Consider the following 21848-nt stretch of genomic DNA (forward strand, 5'->3'; position numbering starts at 1 on the left):
GAAACGACCTCTTGGATAGGTCGTGAAGGTTATAATATAACAAAATTGCTGCCAAGGAGAATTGATGCGTAGCCACGACCTGGGCAGGTAGAAAAACGACCCGACACCCCGTAGGGCGCCGAGTCGTCGACGGTGTGAGCGTGTGAGGCGTTACGCACGGCCGATCCAGCGGCGGGCGCCGGATCGTCGCCGAGGGCCTCAGACGTCGAAGCGTCGTGCATCATCACCTTGTGCCACGCCTTGGCGAAGTCCTTGACCAACTTCTCGTGGCCGCCCTTCTGGGCGTAGAACTCGGCGAGCTGGCGCAGTTGGGCGTTGGCGCCGAAGATCAGATCGCAGCGGGTCGCCTTGAACTTGGTCTCGCCGGAGTGGCGGTCGTCGAGGGTAAACGTCAGCCCTTCGTCATCCACCTTCTTCCACTCGAAGTCGGGTGAAGTCAGGTTGACGAAGAAGTCGTTGGTCAACACGCCCGGGCGGTCGGTGAAACACGCCGTGCTCCCGGTAGGCGCCCTTGGCGTTGACGTCGAGCACCCGCAGGCCGCCGACCAGTGCAGTCCACTCCGGCGCGGAGAGACCCAGCAGGGCCGCGCGGTCGAGGAAGATCTGCTCCGGCGAGACGTTGTAGTGGATGTCGTCGCGATGGAAGTGCGGAAGCCATCGGACACCGGCTCGAGCCAGCGGAAGGTCTGCTCGTCGGTCTGCTCGGCGGTGGCGTCGTTGCGCCCCGGAGTGAACGGCACCTCGAGGGTGACGCCGGCATCCTGGGCCGCTTTCTCCACCGCGGCACAGCCACCGAGCACGATCAGGTCGGCCAGCGAGACCTTCTTGTTGCCGCTCTGGGCGCCGTCGAAGTCACGCTTGATGCCTTCCAGCACGCCGAGCACGTGAGCCAGGTCGTCGGGGTTGTTGACCGGCCAATCCTTCATCGGCGCGAGGCGGATACGCGCGCCGTCGGCGCCGCCGCGCTTGTCGGAGGTGCGGAAGGTGGAGGCGGCGCCCCAGGCCACGGCGGCGAGCTGGGAGACGCTGACGTCGGCCCCCAGGATCTTCGCCTTGAGCTCGGCGATATCACGGCTATCGACCAGTTCGAAGTCGACCGCGGGGATCGGGTCCTGCCAGATCAGATCTTCCTGCGGCACTTCCGGGCCGAGATAGCGCGTCTTGGGGCCCATGTCGCGGTGGGTCAGCTTATACCAGGCGCGGGCGAAGGCGTCGGTGAAGTAGTCGAAGTCGTCGAGGAATTTCTCGCAGATCTTGCGGTAGGCCGGGTCGACCTTGAGCGCGATGTCGGAGGTCATCATCATCAGCGGATGATCGACGCCTTCGAGGTGGGCGTCCGGGGTGCGCGGGGCGTTCTTGTCCACCGGGGTCCACTGCAGCGCGCCCGCGGGGCTGCGGGTCTGCTCCCACTCGAACTTGAACAGGTTCTCCAGGTAGCTGTTGTCCCACTGGGTCGGGTTCTGGGTCCACGAACCCTCGATCCCGTTGGTCATGGTGTCTTCGGCGTTACCCTTGCCGCGCGGGTTGTGCCAGCCCAGCCCCTGGGACTCCATCGGTGCGCCTTCCGGGGCGAAGCCGATCTGGTCCGGCGGGGTCATGCCGTGGGACTTGCCGAAGGCGTGGCCGCCGGCGATCAGCGCCACGGTCTCTTCGTCGTTCATCGCCATGCGACCGAAGGTGATGCGGATATCGGCGGCGGAGTCCTCGGGGATGCCCTTCTTGGCCGAGCCTTCCGGGTCGACGTAGATCAGGTTGGAGTTGGAGGCGGCCAGCGGCGCTTCGAGATCGTAGTCATCGTCACCCGCTTCGCCGGTCCAGCGCAGGTCGCGGTTGACCATCTGATCCGGGTGGCCTTCGAACGGGCCGCGCGGGGCGTCCTCGATCTTCTTGCCGTACCACGCTTCCGGGCCCCAGTAGGTCAGGTTATCCGGCTCCCAAGCGTCGATGCGCCCGCCGGCGAAACCGTAGGTGGGAAAGCCCATCACTTCCAGCGAGCAGTTGCCGGTGAGCACGATCAGGTCGGCCCAGGAGATCGCGGCACCGTACTTCTGCTTGATCGGCCACAGCAGGCGCCGTGACTTGTCGATATTGCCGTTGTCCCACCAGCTGTTGATGGGGGCGAAGCGCTGCATCGCTTCGCCGGCACCGCCGCGGCCGTCGGCGATACGGTAGGTACCGGCGGAGTGCCACGCCATGCGGATCATCTGCGGGCCGTAGTTGCCATAGTCCGACGGCCACCAGTCCGCCGAGGAGGTGAGCAGCGCCTTGATGTCCTGCTTCACCGCGGCCAGGTCGAGTTCGCTGAAGGCCTTGGCGTAATCGAAGTCAGGGTCTTCGGGATTGGCCTGGGGCGCGTTCTGATGCAGCAGCTCGACCTTGAGGCGATTGGGCCACCACTGATCGGTGGTGGGTTCGGACCCGGCGACGCCGCCCACGGAATCGCCAGCGAAAGGGCATTTGCCACCGATCTTGATCTCTTCACTCATGCTGTCCGTCCTTAAACGCTACTGTGTCGACTTCCGATATCTTTCCGGCACCGCGATGACGACGCGGCGAGACGATATCGCAATGCGTCGGAGCGGCACTGCGCCCGGCCGCTCGCGTCTCGGCGTCGTCGCCGAATCTTTAGCATAGGTAAACTTTGGGACTGGCGTGTGACGGTGGCGATAGTTTCTGACTACCAGCTCGTTTGGCTGACACTATGTCGCCGGACAGACGTGATGGGGATGGCTGGCGCCAGGTCTTGGGGCTGACGCCGTGCCGTCGGCAGCGCGGGCGGCATTCAGGCTTTCAGCCAGCCGTAGAGCAGACGATAGAAGGTCTCTTCACTCAGGGTGTCGTATTGGGAGAGGTCGCGGCGCTGGCCGTATTGAAGGTCGGAGAAGCAGTAAGCGCCCTCGGCCTCGACTATCTCCTTGATGTCATCCTCGTCGGTGGAGGCGTAGAGCAGTACGCGATGACCGGAGAGATACTGCTCTTCCGGTTTCAGGTGCAGCTTGCACGCTCCCATGGAGACGGTCTGCTCATGCAGGGTGAGTTGATAGGTTTCCTCGAAGCAGGTCAGGGTTTGGGTCGTCTCTGCGTAGTGGATCTCGACGCCCTCGATGGCGAGTGATTCGATCCACTGGGCGACACACTGCTGCAGCGCCTCCAGGCGCAGGCGTAGATCCTCGAGCCCCTGCTCGAATTCGCGACGCCGCTGCTGGCTGTCGGCAACCGCCTGCTGAATTCCGGCTCTCAACTGCTCGATATCGGCCATAGTTGGACTTCCTTGGACAGGGTTGGACTTGCGTGGAGTGGGGGAGCCCCGGGGCACGCGTGGACGACCCCCCATGCAACGGAACCCTATGGAAAAACAAAGAAGCCGCCCGGGCCGGGCGGCTTCTCGCGAGTGCCGTTGGTGTAGTCCGGCTGGCCATTGAGATAGCGCAGCTGGAGAGTGCCCTGTTCACGCTCGGCGCGACCTTCAGGCGGCGGCGGGCTGGCGGTTGTCCGGCGTGCGCTGCATCGCGGTCAGCGCGCGCTCCAGATCCAAGGCCTTGCATTTGAAGGCGCTGCAGTTGGCGCAGCAGACGTTGGCACCTTCCTCTGCCTTGATCGGCAGAAGAAACTGCTGATGACCGCAGATGGAGCAGGTGAGATCCAGTGTGACTGTGATCATGTCCTGCCGCTCCCATGTTCGGCGCGTGCCATCTGCAACGACAGCGAACGTGCCAGGTTGAGGGTGTGCAGCAGGTAGTTGGGGGTTGCTATCTCCTGCTGGTGCCCATAGGTATCGATGAAGTCACCGCACTCGATGCAGTTGATTTCATCCCAGGCCTGATGACATTCAGAAGAAGCGGTTTGCGTATTCCCGCAGCGGGTGCATGAAATCCGATGTTCCATGGTCAGCCCTCCTTGGCGTCGATGTCCGGTCTTCCTGACCGGCGATGAGTGTCGGCAATCCTTGCCGTCGTCCCCGGCGTCCTTACCGGGCTGGCCACACGTGGTGGCCGATGCGACGAGTAAAGAATGGCACAGCGGTTTGTGCTGTACAAGACTTGTACCAGCATTGAAAGGTCGTAGCACTTATCCTGGGTTAACATTATGCTGCTAAGCACTTGAATTGCTTAAACTATTCTTCGAGAACAAATTGAAAGATCAACGTTGTCAGTCATTTGCGTTCAGCAACTCGAAGCGGTCAGCGGGCCGCCCATAAGCTGTACAACAGCTGATTTCACGCATATACGAAACGCCCTCCGGTGCCCCATGAGGCCTCGCTGGCGGGCGCGCCTGGTGGCGACGTTCGATAGGAGCGGCCACGCAGGCCGGGTTGCGGCTATGCTTGGCGTGTCATTCTTGGCGTGCCATTACCGGAGCCTGTCGATTCCATGAGTTCATTGAGCCAGCACAAGGCGTTCATTCTGCTGCTGACGGCGGTCTCCATCGCTTTCATATGGCTGCTGCTGCCGTTCTATGGCGCGATCCTGTGGGCGGTCATCCTGGCGATCCTGTTCCAGCCGATGCACCGGCGACTGAACGCGCGGCTTGGGCAGCGGCCCAACACGGCCGCGTTCCTCAGTGTGCTCGCCTGCGTGTTCATCGTCATCATCCCGATGTCACTGATCTTCTTCTCGCTACTGCGGGAGGGGGCGAGCCTCTACCAGCGGCTCGACCAGGGTGATATCGACTTCAATGCCTATGTCGCCCAGTTCCGCGATTCGCTGCCGCCTTCCATACAGGGCTGGCTGGGCGATGCTGGCATCGGTAGCTTCGCCGATTTGAGCAACCGGCTCGCCTCGGCGCTGGAGCAGGGCAGCCAACTGATCGCTCAGCACGTGCTGAGCATCGGCCAGAACACCCTGCAGTTCCTGATCAGTTCGGGGATCATGCTCTATCTGCTGTTCTTCCTGTTCCGTGACGGCCGCAAGCTGGGCTATCAGATTCGCACCACGGCGCCGCTCAGCGATGCCTATACCCATCGCCTGATCGACAAGTTCACCGCGGTGGTCCGGGCCACGGTCAAGGGCAACGTGATCATCGCCATGGCGCAGGGTGCGATCGGCGGTGTCGCGTTCTGGTTACTTGGGATCGAGGCGGCGCTTTTGTGGGGCGTGCTGATGGCGTTTCTGTCGCTGCTCCCGGCCATCGGCTCGGCGATCATCTGGGTACCGGTGGCGGCCTATCTGCTGCTGAGCGGCGATTACGCCAGAGGCTCGATCCTGGTCTTCGTCGGCGTGGTGGTGATCGGACTGGTGGATAACCTGCTGCGGCCGCCGCTGGTGGGCAAGGAGACCAAGCTACCGGACTATGTGGTGCTGATCTCCACCGTGGGCGGCATGACGCTGCTGGGGATCAACGGTTTCGTGCTGGGGCCGCTGATCGCGGCGCTGTTCATGGTGTCATGGTCGCTGTTTCGCTCCGAGAAAGAGGACGAAGAGCGGCCGCTCTCCGGTGGCGGTGAGATCACGACCGATTCTCGGCATCAACTACCGCACGCCGCGCAGGAAGCGCGACACGAGCACCGGGACGTCTAACGGGGTCTACCTCGCGGGACGAACCGATGACTGCAACGAGGGACGATGCCCGGCAGACCAGGTCGCCGGGCAGGCAAGTGGGGACAAGGATGTCGTTACACCAGGGAAAGCGGCGGGCGCTGGCCGGCGGGTTAATGCTGATATTCACGCTGCTGGCGGGGTGCGCCAACTATGCCGGCATCTCGCCGCAAGCGACGCTGACGCCGGTCAGCCGGCTGAGCGCGCAGCAGGTGCTGGGCGAGACCCCGATCTCGCCCGCGGCGTGGCCTGAGCGGGCGTGGTGGCGCGCGCTTGGCGATCCCGAACTGAACGCGCTGATCGACGAGGCGCTGGCGGATTCGCCGGATGTGGATGCGGCACGCGCGCGGCTGCGCTCGGCCAATGCGGCGATCGCCAGTGCCCGGGCCAGCGGCCTGCCGAGCGTCGACGGCTCGGCCCAGGTGTCGCGCTCACGGGTCTCGGAGGTGCAGGACCCGCGGGGTCAGGGCAACTTCTACTCCACCACCCGCAAGCTGATGCTCTCTTTCGACTACGATCTGGATCTATGGGGCGGCAAGCGGGCCGCCTGGCGTGCGGCGCTGGGCGAGGCTCGGGCGCAGGAGATCGAGTTCCACGCTGCGGCGCTGACGCTCTCGGTCAACGTGGCGCGGGCCTATGTCAGCCTGGCCCATGCCTTCGAGCTGCGCGATATCGCCAACCGCCAGCTCGACCGTGCCCAGCGGATCGATGCGATCAATCGTGAGCTGCAGCAGGCCGGGCTCGACAATCAGCTGCAGAGCCTGCAGTCCCAGGTCACCGTCGCCAATGCGCGGCAGACGCTGGAGGCCGCCGAGCAGTCGATCCGCAGCCAGCGTATTTCGCTGGCCACGCTACTGGGCAAGGGGCCGGATCGCGGCCAGTCGATCCCGCGGCCGCGGGATCTGGCGCCGGCGATCGCCGCGCTGCCGAGCGTCATCCCCGCCGAGCTGATCGGGCACCGCCCTGACGTGATAGCGGCGCGCTGGCGGGTGGAAGCCGCCTCCCAGCGCATCAAGCAGGCCAAGGCGAAGTTTTATCCCAATCTCGACTTGACCGCGATGGCCGGTTTTCAGTCGCCGCTGGGGGACTACTTCTTCAGCGAGGCCGCGAAATCGGCCAGCGTGACGCCGGCGATCTCGCTGCCAATCTTCGACGGCGGGCGACTGCGCGCCAATCTGGAGAGCAGCGATGCCGACTACGATCTCGCCGTGTCGCGCTACAAACGCAACGCTGATCGAGGCGCTGGGGGAGGTGGTCGACGATATCACCACGCTCGATTCGGTGGCTCTCCAGCGCCAGCGTCAACAGCAGGCGGTTGCCAGCGCCCGAAATGCCTATGCGCTGGCCGACGAGCGCTATCAGGCGGGGCTTGCCAACTATCTCGACGTGCTCAGCAGCGAACAGCAATTGCTCAGTGCCGAGCAGAGCCTGGCTCAGCTCACCACCCAGCGCCTCGACCGCTCGGTGCAACTGGTCCAGGCGCTGGGCGGCGGGCTGGCGCTGGATGCGGCGGTGCCCCACGCACCCGGCGGCTTTCCGCAGGCGCCGGATCCGATGGTGGTGGGCCGCGATAGCCGAGGTATCTGACCGCTACCCTAGATCGGGACAGGTGTCGCAGCTCTCGCTGGCAGCGTGGCTGGGCGGGCTCTTGAGGCGCGTCAGCGTATCGCGCAGCGGGGCCGGGCGGGCGTAGAGGTAACCCTGCAGGTAGCGCACGCCATGGCCGCGTAGATAGTCTGCCTGGGCACATGTCTCGATCCCTTCGGCGATCACCGTCAGCGTCAGGCGCTCGGCCAGATCGACGATATTGTCGAGCAGATGCCGCGAGAGAATGTCTTCGTCGGCCATGGCGACGTAACTGCGGTCGACCTTGAGGTAATCGACGCGGAAATGGCGCAGATAGTCGAGCCCGACGCTGCCGGTGCCGAAGTCGTCCAGCGCGATCAGAATACCCATCTCGCGCAGCCGCTCGAACAGCCGGAAGGTGTGTGGTGTGGCTCGGAACGGCTCACGTTCGGTCAGCTCCAGCACCAGCGTGATCCGCCCCGGCGGGAAGGTATCGAGAAAGCGCTGGCAGTCGTCGAGCAGCCGCCAGTCGTGGCAGTGCGCGGCCGAGAGGTTGAAGCCGATATGGAAGCCGTGAGGCAGCTCGGCCAGGCGCGACGTCAGCTCGGTGGCGACCCGATGCATCAGCGCCTGGGTCAGCGGTACGATCATCCCGCTGCTCTCCGCCAGCGGGATGAACTGATCCGGCGGAATGATGCCCTCTCCGGGGTGGCGCCAGCGCACCAGCACCTCGGCACCGTTCCAGCGGTCGGTATCGGCATCCACGAACGGCTGATAGTAGGGCACGAACTCACCATCGCGCAGGGCACGCTCCAGCTCCTCCGCCGGCGAGCGTCGCTTGAGCATCAGCCAGAACATCAGCGCGCCGCACAGGATCAACAGGCCCAGGATAGGCAGGAAGTAACTTTCCAGCGTGTGCCACAGGCTGCCTGGGGCCAGTGTCGCGCGCAGCCGGAACGGATAATGACTGGAGAAGCGCTCGGGGACCGTACCATTGGTGCCCCAGGGCGCCGGAGATACGGTTCCGTCAGAGGCGAGTTGATAGTCGCCGATCTGCAGTGTCAGCGTCAGGTCGCGCTCTGCCAGTTGCAGGACATTGATCACATACTGGCTGTCGATGCCGGCCAGTACGCTCCCGCCCGGGCTCGGCAGGCGAAACACGATCACCGCCCGCTGCGGTGTGACCTGGTTGCCGGCCATCAGGCGTAGACGCCCGGCACTGTAGTTCTGGCTCTGCTCTGGATATCGCCCAGTCCCCTGCAGAGAGGTGCAGTAGATCTGGCCATCGCTCACGAGATTGAGCGAGCGCACGAAAGGCGTCGCCATGCTCTGCTGGCGCAGCACGAACACGGCCGACTTGCACGGGGCGCCGATCAGATAGCGCACCTGGTGGGTAGCGACTTCGGCATAGTCGAAGATCGACTCCACCTTGCGCAGGGCGTAGTCGAAGCTCTCCTGGGTTTGAGCGGCCAGCTCGCGCTCTGCCTGCCATAGCATCAGCGGCACGCCCACCAGCACCGGTGCGAGCGCGGCGAGTAGCGGCAACGTGAACTGCCGGGCCAGCTTGGCAAAGCGGAGACGATAGGGGGCGTGGGACATGACGGCGAGTTGTTGTCATTTCGCCATCAATAGCACGTTGCCCCGCCCGGGGCCAGGCGAGTGAAAATCCACAGCCGGCGCCCGCGTTTACGCTTGTCCCCGTGGCCCCGCCTGATTATGATAGGCGCCGCCTGGCCGGTGTAGCTCAGTCGGCAGAGCAACGCATTCGTAATGCGTAGGTCGGTGGTTCGAATCCACTCACCGGCACCAAAAAAGACCCGTGAAAACATGGGTTTAGGCATTGAGAAAAGTCACCTTCGGGTGGCTTTTTTCGTTTGGGGTCAACCCAGTGTCAACGCCTGTACCGGGGTGAGTCTCACCGCGTCGTCGAGGTGGTTCGAGGCGCAATGGGCGTAGCGCTGTCGCGTCGCGCCGAATTTGGCACCGCATTGCGGACTATTTGGCATCTAACGAAGATCTCGGATGGCGCCCGCGTCCTCGTCGTCGTATTTGCGCTCGAGACTTGCCCAATCTCTCCACCCATGCGACGGATGTCGTGGTGCGCTTCAAGCACCCCCCGGGTGCGTTGTTCGATGATGGGGAAGAAGACGGACATGGAGAAATGGCGCATGATGAACGTCTGATCGGCGACGCCATGGCCGGTGACCGCCAACTATTCGCCCGTCAGTATGCCGCCGAACTCGCGTGGAAGATTGTCGAGCCGATCTCGGACGATACGTCTGTGCTACCGCCATACAAGCCCGGCACCTGAGGACCTGACGACATGCAGGACCTCGCTCTGTCCGGCGGTTGGCTCGATCCTGCCTGAGGCCGAGGAAACCATGATGCGCAAACGCAATGCCAAGGGCGCGGACCTTGTCGTCCTTGCCATCGATATCGGTGGCAGCCATGTGAAGATCCGCTCCAGCGCCGGCGGCGGGAAAAAGAAGGCCAACAGCGGCAAGTCGATGGGTGGGGGCGATATGGTCGCCGCCGTCAAGAGATGGCCAAGGGGATGAAATATGACGTGGTCGCCATGGGTTACCCGGGAACGGTTGTCCATGACAAGCCGCTTCATGATCCTGCCAATCTCGGCGAAGGATGGGTCGGTTTCGATTACGCATCCGCCTTCGGATGCCCGGTGCGGATCGTCAACGACGCGCTGATGCAGGCCCTCGGCTCCTATCAGGGTGGACGCATGCTGTTTCTCGGTCTCGGCACCGGGCTTGGTGCGGCGATGATCGTCGAGAATGTCGGCCAGCCGATGGAGATCGCCCACCTGCCCTATCGCAAGGGCAAGAGCTACGAGCACTATGTCGCCGAGGCGTATCGCAAAAGAAGGGCAACAAGAAATGGCGCAAGCGCGTGTTCGATGTCGTCGAGCGTCTCTCCGCGGACTGGAGCCCGACTACATCGTCATCGGTGGCGAAATGTTGAAAAGCTCGACACACTCCGCCGAAATGCCGGCGCGGCGACAATGCACTCGCCTTCGATGGCGGGTTCCGCCTTGGAAGGATGAAGACCTGATCGTGTGAACTCTGCAGCCCTTGGCGTATGGTCGACGAAGGCTATCGCGCCAAGTGCGACATCACGAGCTGCGTGTTGCCATTGCGCGACCAGCGAAGTCTGAATTCGCATGAATGGATCGTTTGCGCGCCGGCAGGCATTCCACGAAACCACCACCTGCCGGCTGGCAAGGGCGGCACTCGCCAAGAGTCTGTCTTCGGGCGACCTCGTTGCGAGATCATGGCGACGATGGCGCGGATGCTCCATGACGGGCCCCTCGTCTGTCGCAGACACTCGCGAAGTGGCTGCGCCTATGTGCCTTTCATCCACTATCAATTGTCTGATGCCTTGGTGTTTCTAAGCTGCCTGGGCGGCAGCGGACTCAACATCGTCTCTATACAGCAATGCGTGCGCTAGCTCCCGGGTGGCGTATGCGTTCCGTTGTGCCGCCATGGTTTGGTCTATTTCCTATCAGTAGAGGGTGAAGGCAGTTTTTTTGCGCGTAGCCCTTGCCAAGGCCGAGGGAGATCCGTAAAGTACGCATCCGCTGACGCCGAGACAGGTTCTCGGGTTGGTGGAGAAGCTAGCTAAGCTGTTGAAAAGATTGAAAAAAGATTGACAGCTAGCGATGAGGAAAGCAGAATACGCCCCTCGCTTTTCAGGATCGGTTCTCCAGCAACGGAAGGAAGCCGGGCAAGCGTCGACAAGAAAACGTTGACATCTTCCCCAAGATCCTTAAAATACTCCTCTCCTTACGGCGACCCAGAAAGCAAGCGCTGACAAGCACTTGAGTCACTTTGGGTCACGGCAGAAGGCTCGGTGCTCTGCGTGAGACGAGACTTCAAGTAAGGACGCTCTTTAACAATCGATCAGGTAATTGATGTGGGCGCTTGTCTTGCGTGACGCCAGTCACAGCATATCAAGGCAAGCGACTCGTCTAAGATTCGTTTGACCTTGAACCAAGTTTGGTCCGCTTCGCTTCTGATGCTTTCGGGCAGAGAAGAGGTAAGGACTATCAGACTTTAACTGAAGAGTTTGATCATGGCTCAGATTGAACGCTGGCGGCAGGCCTAACACATGCAAGTCGAGCGGCAGCACGGGGAGCTTGCTCCCTGGTGGCGAGCGGCGGACGGGTGAGTAATGCATAGGAATCTGCCCGGTAGTGGGGGATAACCTGGGGAAACCCAGGCTAATACCGCATACGTCCTACGGGAGAAAGCAGGGGCTCTTCGGACCTTGCGCTATCGGATGAGCCTATGTCGGATTAGCTGGTTGGTGAGGTAATGGCTCACCAAGGCGACGATCCGTAGCTGGTCTGAGAGGATGATCAGCCACACTGGGACTGAGACACGGCCCAGACTCCTACGGGAGGCAGCAGTGGGGAATATTGGACAATGGGCGCAAGCCTGATCCAGCCATGCCGCGTGTGTGAAGAAGGCCCTCGGGTTGTAAAGCACTTTCAGCGAGGAAGAAGGCTTGGCGGCTAATATCCGTCAAGAAGGACATCACTCGCAGAAGAAGCACCGGCTAACTCCGTGCCAGCAGCCGCGGTAATACGGAGGGTGCGAGCGTTAATCGGAATTACTGGGCGTAAAGCGCGCGTAGGTGGTTTGGCACGCCGGTTGTGAAAGCCCCGGGCTCAACCTGGGAACGGCATCCGGAACGGCCAGACTAGAGTGAGGAGAGAGGAAGGTAGAATTCCCGGTGTAGCGGTGAAATGCGTAGAGATCGGGAGGAATACCAGTGGCGAAGGCGGCCTTCTGGCCTGACACTGACACTGAGGTGCGAAAGCGTGGGTAGCAAACAGGATTAGATACCCTGGTAGTCCACGCCGTAAACGATGTCGACTAGCCGTTGGGACCTTTAAGGACTTAGTGGCGCAGTTAACGCGATAAGTCGACCGCCTGGGGAGTACGGCCGCAAGGTTAAAACTCAAATGAATTGACGGGGGCCCGCACAAGCGGTGGAGCATGTGGTTTAATTCGATGCAACGCGAAGAACCTTACCTACCCTTGACATCCAGAGAACTTGGCAGAGATGCCTTGGTGCCTTCGGGAACTCTGAGACAGGTGCTGCATGGCTGTCGTCAGCTCGTGTTGTGAAATGTTGGGTTAAGTCCCGTAACGAGCGCAACCCTTGTCCTTATTTGCCAGCACGTAATGGTGGGAACTCTAAGGAGACTGCCGGTGACAAACCGGAGGAAGGTGGGGACGACGTCAAGTCATCATGGCCCTTACGGGTAGGGCTACACACGTGCTACAATGGCCGGTACAAAGGGTTGCGAGACCGCGAGGTGGAGCGAATCCCAGAAAGCCGGCCTCAGTCCGGATCGGAGTCTGCAACTCGACTCCGTGAAGTCGGAATCGCTAGTAATCGTGAATCAGAATGTCACGGTGAATACGTTCCCGGGCCTTGTACACACCGCCCGTCACACCATGGGAGTGGACTGCACCAGAAGTGGTTAGCTTAACCTTCGGGGGAGCGATCACCACGGTGTGGTTCATGACTGGGGTGAAGTCGTAACAAGGTAGCCGTAGGGGAACCTGCGGCTGGATCACCTCCTTAAACGATTAGCGGATCGCGAGATAAGCGCTCACAATCAATTACCTGATCGACCAAGAGCAATGACTGTTTGGGTCACGGACCCAGTGGTAAAGCCGGGTCTGTAGCTCAGTTGGTTAGAGCGCACCCCCTGACCTTAAAAGGAAAGGGGGGTGAGGTCGGCCGGCCGACTACCAAAGGCTTATCAGTTAGTACGGTGCTGGGTCTGTAGCTCAGTTGGTTAGAGCGCACCCCTGATAAGGGTGAGGTCGGCCGTTCAAATCGGCCCAGACCCACCAATTTCGCCAGATACGGCGTTGCTTTTCACCTCGTGTAGCAGGCTACACGTCGGCAAAAAGCGCCTTGTCTCTGACGAAATGTCTAGCCGGGGCCATAGCTCAGCTGGGAGAGCGCCTGCCTTGCACGCAGGAGGTCAGCGGTTCGATCCCGCTTGGCTCCACCACATCTTTCCCCGTTGGCCCACGCCACACAGTCATCGAGTTCTAAGCCATCCGCTTCGTCGCGACAACCGCGGCCGAGTCGATCGCTTAGAGCTTCTGCTCTAAACGCTCTTTAACAATGTGGATCATGCTGACAGTTCTTCACCATTCGTAGTTGGGATGGCGAAGAGCGAAAAGTGATACGTCTCAAGCGTATCCGGCAATTGTCGTTGTGATCGCGCGACCAGACTCCTTCGGGTTATATGGTCAAGCGATTAAGCGCACACGGTGGATGCCTAGGCAGCCAGAGGCGATGAAGGACGTTGTAGCCTGCGAAAAGGCTCGGTGAGGTGGCAAACAACCTGTGACCCGGGCATGTCCGAATGGGGAAACCCACCCAGCATAAGCTGGGTATCCCACACTGAATCCATAGGTGTTGGGAAGCGAACCGGGGGGAACTGAAACATCTAAGTACCCCGAGGAAAAGAAATCAACCGAGATTCCCCCAGTAGCGGCGAGCGAACGGGGAGTAGCCCTTAAGCATGTGACTGGTTAGACAAACGGTCTGGAAAGGCCGGCCATAGTGGGTGATAGCCCCGTCGTCGAAAACCTGAACATGTGAAATCGAGTAGGTCGGGGCACGTGAAACCTTGACTGAACATGGGGGGACCATCCTCCAAGGCTAAATACTCCTGGCTGACCGATAGTGAACCAGTACCGTGAGGGAAAGGCGAAAAGAACCCCGGAGAGGGGAGTGAAATAGATCCTGAAACCGTGTGCGTACAAGCAGTGGGAGCCGACTTGTTCGGTGACCGCGTACCTTTTGTATAATGGGTCAGCGACTTATATTCAGTGGCGAGCTTAACCGTATAGGGGAGGCGTAGAGAAATCGAGTCTTAACTGGGCGACCAGTCGCTGGATATAGACCCGAAACCGGGCGATCTATCCATGGCCAGGGTGAAGGTCAGGTAACACTGACTGGAGGCCCGAACCGGGATCTGTTGAAAAAGATTCGGATGAGCTGTGGATCGGAGTGAAAGGCTAATCAAGCTCGGAGATAGCTGGTTCTCCTCGAAAGCTATTTAGGTAGCGCCTCACGTATTACCGCCGGGGGTAGAGCACTGTTTCGGCTAGGGGCCCATCCCGGGTTACCAACCCGAGGCAAACTCCGAATACCGGTGAGTAGAGCGTGGGAGACACACGGCGGGTGCTAACGTCCGTCGTGAAAAGGGAAACAACCCAGACCGTCAGCTAAGGCCCCCAAATTCTGGTTAAGTGGGAACGATGTGGGAAGGCATAGACAGCTAGGAGGTTGGCTTAGAAGCAGCCATCCTTTAAAGAAAGCGTAATAGCTCACTAGTCGAGTCGGCCTGCGCGGAAGATGTAACGGGGCTCAAACCAGATGCCGAAGCTACGGGTTCATCCTCAGGATGAGCGGTAGAGGAGCGTCGTGTAAGCCTGCGAAGGTGTGTTGAGAAGCATGCTGGAGGTATCACGAGTGCGAATGCTGACATGAGTAACGACAAGGGGAGTGAAAACCTCCCCCGCCGGAAGACCAAGGGTTTCTGTTCTACGTCAATCGGAGCAGAGTGAGTCGGCCCCTAAGGCGAGGCTGAAAAGCGTAGTCGATGGGAAACGGGTCAATATTCCCGTACCGGATGTGATTGCGATGGGGGGACGAAGAAGGCTAGGTGAGCCAGGCGTTGGTTGTCCTGGTGAAAGTCAGTAGGCTGAGAGCTTAGGCAAATCCGGGCTCTCAAGGCCGAGAGACGAGACGAACGGACTACGGTCCGGAAGTCATCGATGCCACGCTTCCAGGAAAAGCCTCTAAGCTTCAGATCACATGCGACCGTACCCCAAACCGACACAGGTGGTCAGGGTGAGAATCCCAAGGCGCTTGAGAGAACTCGGGTGAAGGAACTAGGCAAAATGGCACCGTAACTTCGGGAGAAGGTGCGCCGGCGTAGCGTGAAGAGACTCGCTCTCCTAGCGTGAACCGGTCGAAGATACCAGGTGGCTGCAACTGTTTATTAAAAACACAGCACTCTGCTAACGCGTAAGCGGACGTATAGGGTGTGACGCCTGCCCGGTGCCGGAAGGTTAATTGATGGTGTTAGCGCAAGCGAAGCTCCTGATCGAAGCCCCGGTAAACGGCGGCCGTAACTATAACGGTCCTAAGGTAGCGAAATTCCTTGTCGGGTAAGTTCCGACCTGCACGAATGGCGTAATGATGGCCACGCTGTCTCCACCCGAGACTCAGTGAAATTGAAATCGCAGTGAAGATGCTGTGTACCCGCGGCTAGACGGAAAGACCCCGTGAACCTTTACTATAGCTTCACACTGGACGCTGATGTTGCTTGTGTAGGATAGCTGGGAGGCTTGGAAACCGTGACGCCAGTTGCGGTGGAGCCAACCTTGAAATACCAGCCTGGCATCATTGGCGTTCTAACTTCGCACCGTGATCCGGTGTAAGGACAGTGTGTGGTGGGTAGTTTGACTGGGGCGGTCTCCTCCGAAAGCGTAACGGAGGAGCACGAAGGTACCCTCAGCACGGTTGGAAATCGTGCATTGAGTGCAAGAGCATAAGGGTGCTTAACTGCGAGACAGACACGTCGAGCAGGTACGAAAGTAGGTTCTAGTGATCCGGTGGTTCTGTATGGAAGGGCCATCGCTCAACGGATAAAAGGTACTCCGGGGATAACAGGCTGATACCGCCCAAGAGTTCACATCGACGGCGGTGTTTGGCACCTCGATGTCGGCTCATCACATCCTGGGGCTGAAGTCGGTCCCAAGGGTATGGCTGTTCGCCATTTAAAGTGGTACGCGAGCTGGGTTTAGAACGTCGTGAGACAGTTCGGTCCCTATCTGCCGTGGGCGTTGGAGATTTGAGAAGTGCTGCTCCTAGTACGAGAGGACCGGAGTGGACGCACCTCTGGTGTTCCGGTTGTCACGCCAGTGGCACTGCCGGGTAGCTATGTGCGGACGGGATAACCGCTGAAGGCATCTAAGCGGGAAGCCCCCTTCAAGATGAGATCTCCCTGAGACTTCGAGTCTCCTAAAGGGTCCAGCAAGACGAGCTGGTTGATAGGCACGGTGTGGAAGCGCTGCAAGGCGTTGAGCTAACGTGTACTAATGCCCCGTGAGGCTTGACCATATAACCCCAAGGGGTCTGGGTACTCCAGACCGGGGTCGCGCGATCGCATCGCGACAATGGCCGGATAGGCAAGAGACGTATCATCAGCATGATCCAGATTGGTCGATGTGAAGCTGGCGCGTGAAAGCGTGTCACAGGTTCATGTCGACGTCAGTTTTGCCTGACGACCATAGCGAGTGGGAACCACCTGATTCCATGCCGAACTCAGAAGTGAAACCGCTTAGCGCCGATGGTAGTGTGGGGTCTCCCCATGTGAGAGTAGGTCATCGTCAGGCACCTATACCGAACCCCGGTCTCGACAGAGACCGGGGTTCACTCGTTTAGGGGGGTTGATATCTTCAGCATCTATCTTCCTTCGCGTGTCCCAGGCGCTTTGACTTATCCCCATCCCCTTTATCGAGATTATCCAGCGATGATCAGCCATGGCTTCAGGTGCGCCACGAGACTGAACCAACCGACATCGTGATGTGCACTCAGGCGGGGCAGGGCTCCTTTATGGCCTGCAGGCGTGCGACCAGTTTTTCTACCTGCACGAGCGCTTCTTGGATGGAACGCTGCAAACGCTCTCCACCCTCTTCCTGATACTCGATGGCGATGTCGTGGAACCGTTCGATCCCGATCAATTCCAGGGCGGTGCGCACGCTGTCTTCCAGATGGTTCATATGCGCCATTGCCCCGGGGGCCCAATCCGTGCCCGCCGCGGGAAGAGAGAATTACAGCCTGGCGGGGTCGGTCATTGAGCAGCGGGACTACCGGGTGTTCCAGGTTGCTGGGGTCGAAACCGATCGTGCGGCCCAGGCGGACGAGCTGATCAATCCACGCCTTGAACGGTGCCGGATAGCTGTAGTTGTAGAGCGGTATTCCCAGGACCAGCACGTCGGCGTTGATCACTTCGTCCACCAGGCGGTCGCTTTCGGCGAGCGTCTGGTGCATCGCCAGCGTGCGGCTCTCCTGTGGCGTAAAGGCTGCCGCGATCCAGGCTTCATCGAGATAGCTCGGCGGCTGGGTGCCTAGGTCGCGGCGGGTCACCGGGTCGCCGGGCCGGGCCGCCTTCCATTGTTCGATGAAGTGATGCGTCAAGCGGCGGCTCAGGGAGCCATGTTCGTGGGTGCCGGCGCGGCCCGGCCGCGGGCTGGCATCGAGATGGAACAGGCGGGTCATGGTGTTTTCCTTATACGAGAGGAGCAAGATTCATCTGTCTGGGCTGGCGACGTCTGATCCGGCTCGAAGTGAGCTGGATTCAGCTTTGACCGTCTTCACGACCATGAAGCCTTACCAGTACCACGGCGACAAACGACCATTTCTTGCCATAATGAGAAAATAAAACTCATCCATAGGGTCGTGCCATGAGCGCTCGTAAACTGCCCTCGCTCTCTGCGCTGCGTGCCTTCGAAGCGGCGGCGCGCCATCTCAGCGCCAAACGCGCCGCTGCGGAGCTATCGGTGACGCCCACCGCCATCAGCCACCAGATTCGCCAACTGGAGTCGCAGCTAGACGTTGCGCTGTTCATTCGTCAGCCGCGACAGCTACAGCTCACCGTACAGGGGCGGGAGTTGCTCGCCGCTGCCAGCGAGGCCTTCGATACCCTGGCGGCCACGATCGCCCGTCTACGCCCGGAACCTGAGCTTCTCAGCGTCACGCTCTCGACCATTCCGGCAGTGGCCGCGCGCTGGCTGTTGCCGCAGGTGAGCGAGCTGCGCCAGGCCCATCCAGATCTCAATCTCAATCTGCAGATTTCCCACCATCTGGTGGCGCTGGACGGCATCGCGGCAGATATGGCGATCCGCTACGGCGCCGGGAGCTGGCCGGGGCTCGAGGCCGAGAATCTGTTCGACAACACTTTCGTCCCCGCCTGCAGCCCGAGCCTGGGGGTGCGCACCCACGCGGATTTGCATCACACCACGCTGATCCACTATGAGCCGCCCAATCACAAGGGCGCACTGCTCAGTTGGGGCGCCTGGCAGACGTTAGCGCGCGTTCCCGGGCTGGAGATCGGCCAGGGGCTGGTGTTCTCGGATGAAACCCATACCATCGCCGCTGCCCTGGGTGGCCAGGGCATTGCCCTGATGAGCCGCACGCTGATCGCCGATGAGCTGGCCGATGGCCGTCTGGTGATACCGTTCGGCCCCGAGCTGCCGGGAGAGCCGTTCCATCTGGTCTATCCGCCGGCGCGGCGTGATGAGCCCGCTATTCGCGCTGTGCGCGAGTGGGTGATGGGGCTGGCCGAGGGTGACCAAAGAGGTCGTGATGAAAAGGCGTGAGAAGAGACTGTTAGAAGCGCTTGTGGCAAGAAATTGTGGGGCGAGGTTGTGAGAAGAAATTGTGGGGAAGATGCGCATGAAAGGCGCGGCGGCGGCGCCTTTGACAAGAACGCGGCGGCCCTGGGCCGCCGCTTTCGGTTCAGTCGTCTTCGTCACGAGGGGATTGGAAGGCGCGCTTGTCGTCGGGCAGGCGCACCATGTCGCCCAGGCTGAGGTCGCCGTGGCTGTCGTGGCGTTCGCCGTCATCGCCGATCAGGGCGGCGACCTTGCCGATGCTGACGCCATCCTTGTAGGCCTCGACCTGAATACGCACGGTGGCACCGTGGTAGCGCGCGGTGAGGATCATCCCGGGCTGGGGCTCGACCCGGTGCTGTTCATCCTTGGCGTAGTGGGCATCGACACTGGCGCCGCCCGGGGCGTCCCACTCGACATGCTTGTGCATGCGTTTCTCCTTGTCGAAGTTGTTCATGTGCTCCTAGCGTAGCGTGCTTTGCCCACCTCTGCCGTGTGCCGACCCCGCCGAAAGACGCACGCCACGAGTGGGGGCAACGCTTGTCTTTTGCCCGCGCCGGCAGCACAGTTAACGAGTCTTTCGTAACCCAACAATGAGTGACAACAACGATGAAAAAGACAGTCATGGCACTGGCGGTCGCGGCGGCCTCGGTGTGCAGCGTCGCGGCGCAGGCGGACGTCAAGGTCGGTTTTCTCGGCGGCTTCACCGGCGGTATCGAGAGTCTGACACCGCCGATCTTCGATGGTGCCAAGCTGGCGGTGGCCGAGGTCAATGAGCAGGGCGGGCTGCTCGACGGCGAGAAGATGGTAATGCCTTCCGGCGATACGACCTGTTCGGATGCCGCTGCGGCGTCCAACGCGGCCGACCGCCTGGTCAACAGCGAGAAGGTGACTGCGATTGTCGGCGCGCTGTGCACCGGGGCGACCATCGCCGCGGCCAACAACGCGGCGATTCCGGGTGGGGTGTGTGATGGTCTCTCCGGCCTCCACCGCACCGGCGGTGACCGATCTCGCCGACAACGATCTGGTCTTCCGTACCGTGCCTTCCGATGCCTTCCAGGGTGAACAGCTGGCCAAGCTGCTGCTCTCCAAGGGGATCGACGATGTCGCCGTGACTTACGTCAACAACGACTACGGCCAGGGGCTCGATGGCGCCTTCACCAAGACCTTCGAAGCCGAGGGAGGCACCGTCGCCGCCAACCTGGCGCACGAAGACAACCGTGCCGACTATCGCTCCGAGATCGGGCAGCTCGCGGCCAGCGGCGCACCGACCCTGGTAGTGCTCGCCTATGCCGATACCTCGGGCCAGACGATCCTGCGTCAGGCCTACGAGAGCGGCGCCTTCACTCAGTTCGCGGGCGGCGACGGCATGGTCGGCAATTCGCTGGTGGACGCGGTCGGCGCCGACGTGCTCGAAGGGATGATCGCCACTCGCCCTGGTTCGCCGCAGTCGCCGGGTACCGAGACCTTCGCCAAGCTGGCAGAAAAGGCGGGGATCGACCCCACCGCAGTCTTCGCCGCCCAGTCCTATGACGCCGCCTTCCTGCTCGCCATGGCGATCGAGAAGAACGGCAGTGCCGATCGCGAAGGGCTCTCCAAGGCGCTGCGCGAAGTCGCCAGTGCACCGGGCGAGAAGATCCTGCCGGGCGAGTGGGCGAAGGCCAAGAAGCTGATCGACGCCGGTCAGGATGTCGACTACGAAGGCGCCTCTGGCGACGCCGAGTTCGACAAGAACGGCGACGTGCCGGGCGTGGTGGTCGAGATGGCGGTGGAGAATGGCAAGTTCGTCACCAAGGGGCCGGTTGGTGAATAAATAGCGTCACCAAGGGGCCGGTTGGTGAATAATCGGTCGGTGAACGGATAGCGTCACCCAGGAGCCGGTCAGCGAGTCACCGCGCCGGCGCCACCCGAGGTAGGAAAAAACCGAGTTAGGAAAAAATCGAGATAGTAAAAACCCCGAGTCGGCGGCTGCCGGCTCGGGGTTTTTCGTGGGGCGCCCACCGCAGTGAACATCAATCGTGCTGGGCGACTCGCTCCGGGATCATCCCGCGCGGGGCGAAGCGCAGCACCATCAGGATCAGCAGCCCGATCACGAAGACCCGCGCCTGCAGCGCGCGGCTGTCGAGGTTGCCCGGCTGCCAGCCGAACCAGTCGCCGCCCAGGGCGGTCACCAGATGCATCAGCGCCAGCGCCAGCGGGCCGGACATGATCCAGATCACGTAGACCAGTACCGCACCGAACAGGGTGCCCAGGTTGTTGCCCGGCCCGCCCAGAATCACCATCACCAGCACCAGGAAGGGTGTGGTTGAGTGGCAGGTAGCCCTGGGGATCGAAGATGCCGGTGAAGCTGGTCAGCACCGCGCCGCCTAAGCCCATCAGGATACAGCCGAAGACGAAGATCTCCTGGCGCCGGCGGTTGATCGACTTGCCCATCGCCGCGGCGGAGACTTCATTGTCGCGGATGGCGCGGATCATCCGCCCCCAGGGCGCGTGGTAGGCGCGGTGGAGCAGGAAGAAGATCACTGCGATCAGCACCGCGGTCACACAGAAGTAGAGCGCGCGGGCGGTGACGAAGCCGACCTCGCCGGGGTCGGGCACCGGCCACGGCAGCGGTGAGATGGTGGCGGTGCCGCGGGTCAGCCAGTCGGAGTTCTTGAGAAACGCCTTGATGATCTCGGCGATGCCCAGGGTGGCGATGACCAGATAGTCGCTGCGCAGCCCAGACAGATATGCCCGATCAAGTAGCCGATGCCCCCGGCGAGCACGCCGCCGACGATCCAGCCGAGCCATACCGGTAGCCCCAGGCCGCCGATGAAGTCGACCTGAGACTCGATATCGCCGGTGACACTGCGCAGCCAGCTGATCACCACCAGATAGGCGATGAGCGCGACGAGCACAGTGATTAGCGTGCGCAGCCAGCGCGGCACGCCGAGCCGGTCGATGCGGCTGACGGCGAAGACCAGCGCGACTGCGGCGACGATCGCCAGCAGCACCCAGCCCAGCCGGCCCGGCAGGTCGCTGGCCCAGAAAGCATGGTTGACCGGAATGCTGAAGAAGGTGGCGGAGAAGCCGCCGAGGGCGACGAAGCCCATGATGCCGGCGTTGAACTGGCCGGCGTAGCCCCACTGGATGGTCAGGCCGAGGGCCAGGATGGCGTAGCAGGCGGCCTCGACCATCATGCGCGTGGCGTAGGCCGGCCCCATGCTGGCGAAGACAGCGAGCACGACCAGCGCCAGGCCGCCGAACAGCAGGATTTCACGGGGGGGAAGGGCGCTGAGACGGGGTATGCTGCGAG

Annotated in this window: 13 protein-coding genes, 3 tRNA genes, 3 rRNA genes and 3 pseudogenes; 14 read left to right on the forward strand and 8 right to left on the reverse strand. The window is 61.5% G+C overall.

The window, feature by feature from the left end; all coding sequences use genetic code 11:
- Positions 1-29 precede the first annotated feature (29 nt).
- The 4 genes from katG to CN538_RS09410 all read right to left on the reverse strand — a co-directional run bounded on the left by katG (position 30) and on the right by CN538_RS09410 (position 3885).
- Entirely contained in the window at positions 30-2486 is a 2457-nt protein-coding gene (katG, locus tag CN538_RS09395; protein ID WP_242495723.1) for a catalase/peroxidase HPI, read from the reverse strand.
- A 296-nt stretch (positions 2487-2782) separates the two neighbouring features.
- Positions 2783-3259, reverse strand: coding sequence for a hypothetical protein (locus CN538_RS09400; RefSeq protein ID WP_106419259.1), 477 nt, complete (start codon positions 3257-3259; stop codon positions 2783-2785).
- 207 nt (positions 3260-3466) lie between these two features.
- A complete protein-coding gene (locus CN538_RS09405; RefSeq protein WP_106419260.1) occupies positions 3467-3661 on the reverse strand; it encodes a hypothetical protein in 195 nt (64 codons plus the stop codon).
- Positions 3658-3885 carry a hypothetical protein gene (locus CN538_RS09410; RefSeq protein WP_106419261.1) on the reverse strand — a complete coding sequence of 76 codons (228 nt, stop codon included), beginning with the start codon at positions 3883-3885 and terminating at the stop codon, positions 3658-3660. Before CN538_RS09410 ends, CN538_RS09405 begins: the two co-directional genes overlap by 4 nt.
- Before the next feature lie 485 nt (positions 3886-4370).
- On the opposite strand from CN538_RS09410, the gene CN538_RS09415 reads away from it, so the two are divergent.
- The 3 genes and pseudogenes from CN538_RS09415 to CN538_RS26200 all read left to right on the forward strand — a co-directional run bounded on the left by CN538_RS09415 (position 4371) and on the right by CN538_RS26200 (position 7121).
- Positions 4371-5516: an AI-2E family transporter gene (locus tag CN538_RS09415; RefSeq protein ID WP_106419262.1), complete on the forward strand. Its 1146-nt coding sequence runs from the start codon at positions 4371-4373 to the stop codon at positions 5514-5516.
- A 134-nt stretch (positions 5517-5650) separates the two neighbouring features.
- Positions 5651-6748 (forward strand): annotated as a pseudogene (locus CN538_RS09420) (efflux transporter outer membrane subunit); the annotation flags it as partial.
- Positions 6723-7121 (forward strand): TolC family protein, encoded by a 399-nt coding sequence (locus CN538_RS26200; protein WP_422917576.1) that lies wholly within the window; start codon positions 6723-6725, stop codon positions 7119-7121. The pseudogene CN538_RS09420 and the gene CN538_RS26200, both read left to right, overlap by 26 nt.
- Positions 7122-7124: 3 nt before the next feature.
- Here CN538_RS26200 and CN538_RS09425 read toward each other — a convergent pair whose 3' ends face one another.
- Entirely contained in the window at positions 7125-8699 is a 1575-nt protein-coding gene (locus CN538_RS09425) for an EAL domain-containing protein (protein WP_106419263.1), read from the reverse strand.
- Positions 8700-8833: 134 nt separating this feature from the next.
- On the opposite strand from CN538_RS09425, the gene CN538_RS09430 reads away from it, so the two are divergent.
- From CN538_RS09430 to rrf, 9 genes are all read left to right on the forward strand, one after another.
- A tRNA-Thr gene (locus tag CN538_RS09430) sits at positions 8834-8909 on the forward strand.
- Positions 8910-9198: 289 nt separating this feature from the next.
- Positions 9199-9411 carry a hypothetical protein gene (locus tag CN538_RS21020; RefSeq protein WP_207233716.1) on the forward strand — a complete coding sequence of 71 codons (213 nt, stop codon included), beginning with the start codon at positions 9199-9201 and terminating at the stop codon, positions 9409-9411.
- A 70-nt stretch (positions 9412-9481) separates the two neighbouring features.
- Complete coding sequence (locus CN538_RS21025; RefSeq protein WP_207233717.1) at positions 9482-9658, forward strand: hypothetical protein; 177 nt, start codon at positions 9482-9484, stop codon at positions 9656-9658.
- Positions 9643-10158, forward strand: a complete 516-nt coding sequence (locus tag CN538_RS09440; protein ID WP_207233718.1) for an ROK family protein — start codon at positions 9643-9645, stop codon at positions 10156-10158. Before CN538_RS21025 ends, CN538_RS09440 begins: the two co-directional genes overlap by 16 nt.
- Before the next feature lie 1010 nt (positions 10159-11168).
- Positions 11169-12710: ribosomal RNA gene (locus CN538_RS09445) — 16S ribosomal RNA — on the forward strand.
- A gap of 198 nt (positions 12711-12908) precedes the next feature.
- Positions 12909-12985 (forward strand) — tRNA-Ile (locus tag CN538_RS09450).
- 88 nt (positions 12986-13073) lie between these two features.
- Positions 13074-13149 (forward strand) — tRNA-Ala (locus CN538_RS09455).
- Between the two features lie 242 nt (positions 13150-13391).
- A 23S ribosomal RNA gene (locus tag CN538_RS09460) occupies positions 13392-16280 on the forward strand.
- 159 nt (positions 16281-16439) lie between these two features.
- Positions 16440-16555: ribosomal RNA gene (rrf, locus tag CN538_RS09465) — 5S ribosomal RNA — on the forward strand.
- Together the 16S, 23S and 5S rRNA genes with 2 tRNA genes alongside form the textbook arrangement of a ribosomal RNA operon.
- Positions 16556-16682: 127 nt before the next feature.
- Here rrf and CN538_RS09470 read toward each other — a convergent pair.
- A complete protein-coding gene (locus CN538_RS09470; RefSeq protein ID WP_340638305.1) occupies positions 16683-17441 on the reverse strand; it encodes an FMN-dependent NADH-azoreductase in 759 nt (252 codons plus the stop codon).
- Between the two features lie 185 nt (positions 17442-17626).
- Here CN538_RS09470 and CN538_RS09475 point away from each other — a divergent pair, with 185 nt between their 5' ends.
- The gene (locus CN538_RS09475; protein ID WP_106419264.1) at positions 17627-18541 is read left to right on the forward strand and encodes a LysR substrate-binding domain-containing protein; all 915 of its coding nucleotides are present in this window, start codon (positions 17627-17629) and stop codon (positions 18539-18541) included.
- 139 nt (positions 18542-18680) lie between these two features.
- On the opposite strand, the gene CN538_RS09480 is transcribed toward CN538_RS09475, so the two are convergent.
- Positions 18681-19010, reverse strand: a complete 330-nt coding sequence (locus CN538_RS09480) for a hypothetical protein (RefSeq protein ID WP_340638306.1) — start codon at positions 19008-19010, stop codon at positions 18681-18683.
- Between the two features lie 152 nt (positions 19011-19162).
- Here CN538_RS09480 and CN538_RS09485 point away from each other — a divergent pair.
- Positions 19163-20366 (forward strand): annotated as a pseudogene (locus CN538_RS09485) (ABC transporter substrate-binding protein).
- Positions 20367-20565: 199 nt separating this feature from the next.
- Here the strand turns inward: CN538_RS09485 and CN538_RS09490 are convergent.
- A pseudogene (locus CN538_RS09490) lies at positions 20566-21840 on the reverse strand (branched-chain amino acid ABC transporter permease).
- Positions 21841-21848 lie beyond the last annotated feature (8 nt).

It is taken from the genome of Salinicola tamaricis, from assembly GCF_003006155.1.
GTDB lineage: Bacteria > Pseudomonadota > Gammaproteobacteria > Pseudomonadales > Halomonadaceae > Salinicola > Salinicola tamaricis.

Excerpts from the sequence above, each read along its gene's own strand:
- CN538_RS09410 (WP_106419261.1), bottom strand. The coding sequence starts at position 3,885 with ATGGAACATCGGATTTCATGCACCCGCTGCGGGAATACGCAAACCGCT.
- CN538_RS09475 (WP_106419264.1), top strand. The coding sequence starts at position 17,627 with ATGAGCGCTCGTAAACTGCCCTCGCTCTCTGCGCTGCGTGCCTTCGAA.
- CN538_RS09440 (WP_207233718.1), top strand. The coding sequence starts at position 9,643 with ATGGCCAAGGGGATGAAATATGACGTGGTCGCCATGGGTTACCCGGGA.
- CN538_RS09480 (WP_340638306.1), bottom strand. The coding sequence starts at position 19,010 with ATGAACAACTTCGACAAGGAGAAACGCATGCACAAGCATGTCGAGTGG.
- CN538_RS09425 (WP_106419263.1), bottom strand. The coding sequence starts at position 8,699 with ATGTCCCACGCCCCCTATCGTCTCCGCTTTGCCAAGCTGGCCCGGCAG.
- CN538_RS09405 (WP_106419260.1), bottom strand. The coding sequence starts at position 3,661 with ATGATCACAGTCACACTGGATCTCACCTGCTCCATCTGCGGTCATCAG.
- CN538_RS21025 (WP_207233717.1), top strand. The coding sequence starts at position 9,482 with ATGATGCGCAAACGCAATGCCAAGGGCGCGGACCTTGTCGTCCTTGCC.
- CN538_RS09415 (WP_106419262.1), top strand. The coding sequence starts at position 4,371 with ATGAGTTCATTGAGCCAGCACAAGGCGTTCATTCTGCTGCTGACGGCG.
- CN538_RS26200 (WP_422917576.1), top strand. The coding sequence starts at position 6,723 with ATGCCGACTACGATCTCGCCGTGTCGCGCTACAAACGCAACGCTGATC.
- CN538_RS09470 (WP_340638305.1), bottom strand. The coding sequence starts at position 17,441 with ATGACCCGCCTGTTCCATCTCGATGCCAGCCCGCGGCCGGGCCGCGCC.
- CN538_RS09400 (WP_106419259.1), bottom strand. The coding sequence starts at position 3,259 with ATGGCCGATATCGAGCAGTTGAGAGCCGGAATTCAGCAGGCGGTTGCC.
- katG (WP_242495723.1), bottom strand. The coding sequence starts at position 2,486 with ATGAGTGAAGAGATCAAGATCGGTGGCAAATGCCCTTTCGCTGGCGAT.